This window comes from Gordonia sp. UBA7599 (assembly GCA_002477755.1).
Lineage (GTDB): Bacteria > Actinomycetota > Actinomycetes > Mycobacteriales > Mycobacteriaceae > Gordonia.
The window spans coordinates 66,615-74,389 of record DLKD01000035.1 but is presented as its reverse complement, the minus strand read 5'-3'; the positions used below and the strand labels follow the sequence as shown (position 1 = coordinate 74,389).

Annotated in this window: 8 protein-coding genes and 1 pseudogene; 8 read left to right on the top strand and 1 reads right to left on the bottom strand. The window is 68.4% G+C overall.

Annotated features, from left to right (window positions below):
- The 4 genes and pseudogenes from B4L26_RS04475 to B4L26_RS04460 form a co-directional block, all read left to right on the top strand.
- A pseudogene (locus B4L26_RS04475) lies at positions 1-322 on the top strand (molybdopterin molybdenumtransferase MoeA); the annotation flags it as partial.
- On the top strand, positions 304-1,356 hold the full coding sequence (moaCB, locus tag B4L26_RS04470; RefSeq protein ID WP_290716309.1) for a bifunctional molybdenum cofactor biosynthesis protein MoaC/MoaB: 1,053 nt from the start codon (positions 304-306) through the stop codon (positions 1,354-1,356). The pseudogene B4L26_RS04475 and the gene moaCB, both read left to right, overlap by 19 nt.
- A complete protein-coding gene (locus B4L26_RS04465) occupies positions 1,349-1,795 on the top strand; it encodes a molybdopterin synthase catalytic subunit (protein WP_290716307.1) in 447 nt (148 codons plus the stop codon). The genes moaCB and B4L26_RS04465 overlap by 8 nt, the downstream gene beginning before the upstream one ends.
- Positions 1,796-1,911: 116 nt before the next feature.
- Positions 1,912-2,370 (top strand): hypothetical protein, encoded by a 459-nt coding sequence (locus B4L26_RS04460; RefSeq protein ID WP_290716305.1) that lies wholly within the window; start codon positions 1,912-1,914, stop codon positions 2,368-2,370.
- On the opposite strand, the gene B4L26_RS04455 is transcribed toward B4L26_RS04460, so the two are convergent.
- Positions 2,356-2,994, bottom strand: a complete 639-nt coding sequence (locus tag B4L26_RS04455; RefSeq protein ID WP_290716303.1) for a TMEM175 family protein — start codon at positions 2,992-2,994, stop codon at positions 2,356-2,358. The two genes, B4L26_RS04460 and B4L26_RS04455, sit on opposite strands and share 15 nt — an antisense overlap.
- 194 nt (positions 2,995-3,188) lie before the next feature.
- Here B4L26_RS04455 and B4L26_RS04450 point away from each other — a divergent pair, with 194 nt between their 5' ends.
- From B4L26_RS04450 to cmrA, 4 genes are all read left to right on the top strand, one after another.
- Positions 3,189-4,163 (top strand): Sir2 family NAD-dependent protein deacetylase, encoded by a 975-nt coding sequence (locus B4L26_RS04450; protein ID WP_290716301.1) that lies wholly within the window; start codon positions 3,189-3,191, stop codon positions 4,161-4,163.
- A gap of 28 nt (positions 4,164-4,191) precedes the next feature.
- Entirely contained in the window at positions 4,192-4,743 is a 552-nt protein-coding gene (locus B4L26_RS04445; RefSeq protein ID WP_290716299.1) for a PadR family transcriptional regulator, read from the top strand.
- 84 nt (positions 4,744-4,827) lie between these two features.
- A complete protein-coding gene (locus B4L26_RS04440; protein WP_290716297.1) occupies positions 4,828-6,927 on the top strand; it encodes an NADPH-dependent 2,4-dienoyl-CoA reductase in 2,100 nt (699 codons plus the stop codon).
- A gap of 30 nt (positions 6,928-6,957) precedes the next feature.
- Entirely contained in the window at positions 6,958-7,761 is an 804-nt protein-coding gene (cmrA, locus tag B4L26_RS04435; RefSeq protein WP_290716295.1) for a mycolate reductase, read from the top strand.
- Positions 7,762-7,775: the final 14 nt, after the last annotated feature.

Below are 7,775 nucleotides of genomic sequence, written 5' to 3'. Positions count from 1 at the left end.
CCTGCCGGGCAACCCGGTCAGCGTGCTGGTCTCCTTCGACGTGCTGGTGCGTGACGCCGTGCGCGCCATCGGCGGGCTCGCGCCGGTCCCCGTCGAACGCGGCCGTCTCACCACCGGGGTCGCCTCCTCCCCGCCCGGCAAGACGCAGTACCTGCGCGCCCGGCGCTGCGACGGTACGGACGGACGCGTCGAGATCATCGGCGGCCCCAGCAGCCACCTCATCGCCACCGCGGCACGGGCCGACGTCCTCGTCGAGATCGACGCCGCGGCAACCGAACTCGCCCCCGACACGGAGGTGCCACTGTGGCCGCTGACGCATTGACCCCCGCCCCGCTGAACCCGGATGACGCCCCACGGCTCACCCATGTCGATGCGAAGGGTGCAGCACGCATGGTCGATGTATCCACCAAGGCCGTCACCACGCGCACCGCCGTGGCGCGCGGGACGTTCTGCACCACCGAGGCCGTCGTCGAGCTCATCGATTCCGGCGGGCACCGCAAGGGTGATGTGCTGGCCGTGGCCCGGATCGCCGCGATCATGGGTGCGAAGAAGACCTCCGAGCTGATCCCGCTCTGTCACCCGCTGCCGCTGGACGCGGTCGACGTCGAGTTCGAGGTGGGCACCGACAGCGTCGGGGTCACCGCCACCGCGACGACGACCGGGCGCACCGGGGTCGAGATGGAGGCCCTCACCGCGGTCGCCGTCGCCGGCCTCACCCTGCACGACATGGTCAAGGCGATCGACCCGACCGCCACCATGACCGACGTCGGACTGCTGTCGAAGACCGGCGGGCGCAGCGGCGAGTGGACACGTGACGCGCAGCCACCGCAGTCGGCACCGCCGGCCGCCGGCTCGCCCACGCCCGCCTTCGTCGACGTCTACCCGGGCAAGCGGGCCACGGTCCTGGTGTCGTCGACCCGAGTGGCAGCCGGCGAGCGCACCGACGCGACGGGGCCGATCCTGCGCGACTGGTTGGCCGAGCAGGGCTTCGACGTCGCCGAGCCGGTCGTCGTGGCCGACGCCGACATAGCCGGGGCGATCGCCACCGCACTGGCCGGGGAACCGTCGCTACTCATCACGACCGGCGGGACCGGGCCGACCTCCGACGACCACACGCCCGAAGCGACCGCGCCGCACCTGACCACGTCGCTGCCGGGCATCGCCGAGGCCCTGCGCGAGACGGGCCGGTCGTCGACGCCGTATTCGTCGCTCTCACGGGGGCTGGCCGGTTTCGCGGGCCGCACCCTCGTCGTCAACCTGCCGGGTTCCAAGGGCGGGGTGCGCGACGGAATCGCCGTTCTGCAGCCACTCATCACCCACCTGTTCGACCTGGCGCGAGGCAGTGGTCATGAATAGCGGGGTCATGGATAACGAGGCCATGGATAGCTGCCCGCCCGCGATCCTCGACACAGCGCTCGACCCACGGGTGTGCGAGGCAGCGGTACGCACTGATGCCGACGGCGCGGTGGTCACCTTCACCGGAATGGTCCGTGACCACCACGACGGACGCACGGTCACCGCGCTGCGCTACGAGGCCCATCCCCGCGCCGCCGAGTTCGTCGACCGGGTCTGCGCGGCACACCGTCGCGCAGACGTGCGTGTGGCGGCCCAACACCGCGTCGGCGACCTGGCGATCGGCGACCTCGCCGTCGTCGTCGCGGTCAGCGCACCGCACCGCCGTGAGGCATTCGCCGTCTGCGCCGCTGTCATCGACGAGATCAAGGCCACCGTGCCCATCTGGAAGTACGAGACCTACGCCGACGGCGACCGGTCGTGGCAGGTCCCCCACTGCTGAGGCACGAACCTCGACCGGGGACCTTGGTCCGCGGGCCTTCGGTTTCGCGGCCCGAACTGGATATGTTGGGCCACAACGATCTGAAACGAAGCGATCTGTAACGAAAGGCATCGGAGATGAGTTCGTTCGGCGTCGGCCTGACGGTGGCGGCAGTCCTGGTGTGGTTGGGCATGGTCCTGGCGATCTCGTTCATCGAGGCGCCGCTGAAGTTCACCGCGCCGGGGGTGACACTGGCCATCGGCCTCGGGATCGGGCGCAAGGTCTTCCGCGCGCTCAACTCGGTCGAATGCCTGCTGGCAGTGATCGCGATCGTCGGCGCCTTCCTCGCCGTCCGCTCGGACTCCGGCCTCCCCACGGCGGCGGGGGTCGGTGTCATCGCCGCGACCGGCTGTCTACTGGTTCAGATCGTCGCGGTCCGCCCCGCGCTGACGCGGCGGTCGAACGAGGTGTTGGCCGGCGACGGAACTACCGCGGAGGACCGGCGCAGCTCGGCACACCTGTATTACGTGGGTCTCGAGGTGGCCAAGGTGATCGCGCTCGTCATCGCCGCAGCGGCGCTGCTACTCCACGGCTGACTTCTGTCCCCTGATCCGCTGGTTGAGCGCCTGGAGCGGGCCGGGGATCAGCAGCAGGGCGAGCGGCGCGCTGCCCAGGCCGGGCCACACGAGCGTCATGACCAGCGCGATCAGAAGTGCGATGATGCTGCCCACCCCGGTCCAGTCGGCCACGCTGCGCCGCGCCCGAGCGTCGTCGACGACGAGCTCCGGGCACCGGACACCCTCCCGTGTGATGCCGATCAGGGCGAGAATCGACACGGCCAGGAGCAGGATGTAGAAGCAATCCGCCCAATGCACGTGCTCGTTGGAGATCAGCGCCGTCGCGAGAGGCAGCAGCACGATCGTGAGCAACCAGACGAAATGCATGTTCATCATGGGCGAGTTGTACTCGCAGTAGTTCTCCATGATGGCGTGGTGGTTGCGCCACAGCACCCAGGTCACGATGAAGCTGATCAAGAAGCCGATGAGGACGTCGCCGTGATCGCTCATGATCTCGGGCAGCGTGCGCCGCGTCTCCACCTCGCTGGCCAGGTCGACCAGCGGCAGCACCAGCAGCGTGAGCGCGATGGCGACGACGGCGTCGGCGAAGGCGATGAGCCGCTTGAGCCCGTCGGCTGTATGTCGCTTGTCGGGTTTGACCATGGGCAAAGCGTAGGGCGTCGGCCCGCTCTGTCAGTTGGTGGGTTGCAGACGTCATGCTCCGCGAAGATGGAAAGCCCCATCTCGAAGTTGCGCATGAATCGCGCGGGATCGCGCTGAAAGGCGCCGTGATCGCGCCAGTGGAATCCCCACTTCGACCGGTCGATCGGCCACGAGTGCGCTGGTAGATTCCAGACATGCACAGCGCTGCACCGGCGCACATGGTCCGGCGGCCAGCAGCCTGGGAACCCGCCGAGCCGACAACGCCCGACCCCGACCCACAGGGCCGGGCGCGCGACCTGGCCGGTTTCCTCTCGGGTCGGCGCACACTGGCGCTCACCGGGGCTGGACTCTCGACCCCGTCGGGGATCCCCGACTACCGCAGTCCCGGATCACCACGGCGCACGCCGATGACGATCCAGATGTTCCTATCCTCCCCTGACTACCGACGCCACTACTGGGCGCGCAACCACCTGGGGTGGCGGCACATGGACGCGGCCCGGCCAAACCCGGCCCATCGCGCGCTGGCGGCGCTCGAAGACGGCGGCATCGTGTCCGGGGTGCTCACGCAGAACGTGGACATGCTGCACTTGAAGGCCGGGTCGCGTCGGATCGTCGACTTGCACGGCTCCTACGGGCGCGTGATCTGCCTCGACTGTGGACACCGACTGTCGCGGTACACGCTGCACCGCTCATTGGAGGCGATGAACCCGGGGTTCGCCGACCGCGTCGCCGGGCGAGGTGCGATCGAGGTGGCCCCCGACGCCGACGCCATGGTGGCCGACACCGCGTCGTTCGTCGTTGCCGACTGCCCACAGTGCGGCGGAACACTCAAGCCCGACATCGTCTATTTCGGCGAGTCGGTGGCCAAAGATGTGGTGGCGCAGGCATTTTCGATGGTCGACGATGCTGACGCCCTCCTCGTCGCGGGCAGTTCGCTCACCGTCATGTCGGGTTTGCGGTTCGTCCGGCATGCGGCGGCACACGGCAAACCGGTCGCCATCGTGAACCGGGGTACGACGCGCGGAGATCGCCTGGCCGAGCTGAAGATCGACCATCGGTGCGAGGTGGTCCTCCCCCTCGCTGCCGTGCTACTTCGCGACGCCGCAGGACACCGGGATAGCGCCGGTCATCAGCGGTTGCAAGGCGGCACTATGCACACTGTTGCATAGCAACTAGGCGCACTGCTACCGTGCGACTATGGCATTGGAGCACGCGATCATGGTCTCCCTGGGCGAGCGCCCGGGCACCGGCTATGAGATCGCGCAGCAGTTCGACCGGTCGATCGGCCATTTCTGGTCGGCGACCCACCAGCAGGTGTACCGGACGCTGAAGAAACTCCATGCCGACGGATTCGTCGCCTTCGAAACCGTCGAACAGGACGGCCGCCCGGACAAGAAGGTCTACCAGCTCTCCGACGCCGGGCGCGAGGCGCTGGCGAAGTGGGTCATCACCCCAACACCTCTGACGCCCCTGCGCGACGAGCTGGGCGTCAAACTGCGAGGCGCCGAGCACGGGGACCTGGGCACGATCATCACCGAGCTCGAGGCGCACCGCGACCTGTACCGACGACAGTTGGCTATGTACGAGGGTTTCGCGCTGGACTACCCCGACCCGGAAAGCCTCACCGGCCGTCGCCTGCACCAGTACCTCGTCCTGCGCGGCGGAATCCGGGGCGCGCAGAGCGCTATCGACTGGTGCGATGAAGTCGTCGACGGACTAGGCCGCGAGTACCGCGCGACCCACATCTGACCCTGCCCACCCCATCCACAGCCCACCCCATCCACAGCCCAACCAAGTCACAGCCCAACCAGCCATCAACCGAAGGATTCCACCGTGGCCGCTCCTACCGTGTCGCTCGAGCCGAACCCCTACTACCCCAAGCTCTTCGAGCCCCTCACGATCAACGGGCTCACCCTGCCCAACCGCATCATCATGGGATCGATGCACACCGGCCTGGAAGACCGGGCCTGGGACACCGACAAACTCGCCGAGTACTACGCCACCCGCGCGCGCGGCGGCGTCGGCCTGATCATCACCGGCGGCTACGCGACCAGCCGCACCGGACAGCTGGTCACCCTGGGCGGCAAGATGACCAACCGCCTCGACGTGGCCCGCCACCGGACCATCACCCGCGCGGTTCACGAGGGCGGCGGCCGCATCGCCATGCAGCTGATCCACGCCGGGCGCTACGGCTACAACCCGTTCAAGGTGGCCGCCGGCTCCGAGCCGTCGCCGATCCACCCGTTCAAGCACCTCAAGATGACCAACCAGATCATCTGGCACGTCATCCGCAGCTTCGGCCAGTCCGCCAAGTTGGCCGAGAAGGCCGGCTACGACGCGATCGAGCTCATGGGCGGCGAGGGCTACCTCATCAACCAATTCCTCTGCCCGCACACCAACGACCGCACCGACAAGTGGGGTGGCAACGCCGAGAACCGGCAGCGTTTCCTCGTCGAGGTCATCAAGGAAGTCCGCAAGCAGGTCTCCCCCGGCTTCCCCATCATCCTGCGCCAATCGGTCGCCGACTTCGTCAAGAAGGGACAGACCTGGGACGAGATCGCCCTGATGGCGCGCAAGGCCCAGGAGCACGGCGTCGACGCGATCAACACCGACATCGGCTGGCACGAGGCCGGCGTCCCCACCATCGTCACCTCGGTGCCGCGCGCAGCGTTCGTCAAGTTCACCGAACGGCTGCGCGACGAGGTGTCGATCCCGCTGATCGCGTCCAACCGCATCAACACCCCGGAGGTCGCCGAGGACATCCTCGAGCGCGGCCGCGTCGACGCCGTGTCGATGGCCCGTCCGCTGTTGGCCGACCCGGAGTTCGCCGACAAGGCCCGCGAAGGCCGCGCCGACGAGATCAACACGTGCATCGGCTGCAATCAGGCCTGCCTCGACCACGCGTTCGTCGGCAAGAAGGTGTCCTGCCTGCTCAACCCGCGCGCCGGACGCGAGACCACGCTGAAGCTCGGCGCAACGCGCCTGGCCCGCCACGTCGCCGTCATCGGCGCCGGCCCGGCCGGCCTCGCCGCAGCTGTCTCCGCTGCCCAGCGCGGCCACCGTGTCGAGCTCTTCGAAGCCGGCGAGAGCGTCGGCGGTCAGTTCTCGATCGCCGCCCGCATCCCGGGCAAGGAGGAGTTCAACGAAACACTGCGCTACTTCACCCGACAGCTCGAGATCACCAACGTCATCGTGCACTTGGGCAAGCGCGTGACCGCGGAAGAGATCCTCGACGGCAGCGCCAGTGCCGCCGACGGTGACGCCGCGAAGTTCACCGACGTCGTGATCGCCACCGGTGTCGTGCCGCGCATCCCCGACATCCCCGGCATCGACCACCCGATGGTGATGTCGTACGCCGAGGCCGTTCTCGGGCACCGCGAGATCGGCAAGCGTGTCGCGGTCATCGGCGCCGGCGGCATCGGCTTCGACGTGTCGGAGTTCCTCACCACCGACGAGTCGCCGACGCTCAACCTCAAGGAATGGGAGCAGGAATGGGGCGTCTCCGAGGACCTATCGGTCCCCGGTTTCGTCACCAAGCCGCGCCCCCTGCCCGCGACCCGGCAGGTCTACATGGTCCAGCGCAAGCCTGGCGGCCAGGGCAAGACCTTGGGCAAGACCACCGGCTGGGTGCACCGGGCGACGGTCAAGATGAAGGGCGTCGAACAGATCTCCGGCGCGACCTACGACTTGATCGACGACGAGGGCCTGCACCTGACCCTGCACGACAAAGAGGGCAACGAGACCGGCAAGCGAGTCCTCGAAGTCGACAACATCGTCGTGTGCGCGGGCCAGGAATCGGTGCGCGACCTCGTCGACCCGCTCACCGTCGCCGGTGTCACGACCCACGTGATCGGTGGCGCCGACCTCGCCTCGGAGCTCGACGCGAAGCGGGCCATCCGTCAAGGGACCGAGGTCGCCGCCTCCCTGCCCTGACGCCACCACCGGCCGACTACGATCGGGGGCATGGGAATCCCACACCCCTCCCCCCAGTCGCGAGCCGTCGTCACCGGCGCGTCGTCGGGAATCGGGATGGCACTCGCGCGTGAACTCGCTTCGCGCGGTTATGGCCTGATCCTCGTCGCCCGCCGTGGTGAGGTCCTCGAGGAGCTCGCCGGTGAGCTGCGTGCGCAGCACGGCACCGCCGTCGAGGTGCGCGCCGTCGACCTGTCCGATCCGACAGCGGTCACCGTGCTGTGCGGCGAACTGTCCGGGCGGGAAATCTCAATCCTGGCCAACAACGCCGGGGTGGCGACGTTCGGGCCGCTCGCCGAACTCGACGCGGCCTACGAGCAGGCCCAGGTGCGGTTGAACGTCAACGCCGTCCACGACCTGACACTGGCGGTCTTGCCGCAGATGGTCGCCCGTGGCGGTGGCGGCATCCTGATGGTCGGTTCGGCGGCGGGCAACATGCCCATCCCCAACAACGCGACCTACGCGGCGACCAAGGCCTTCGTTAACACGTTCAGCGAGTCGCTGCGCGTCGAGGTCGCCGACGCCGGTGTACACATCACGTTGCTGGCCCCCGGACCGGTTCGCACCCACACCCCCGACGCCGACGAGGCGTCCACGGTCGACGCGGCAGTGCCCGACTTCCTCTGGCACGACACGACCAAGGTCGCGAAGATGAGCCTGGATGCGTTGGGGCGCAACAAGATGCGGGTTGTTCCCGGCATCCTGTCGAAGGCGATGTCAGTGGCCGGCGGGTACTCGCCGCGCAAGATCACCGCCCCCATCGTCGGCGCCTTCTACCGCAAGCTCGGCGACTGACCGCGGCTGTCACT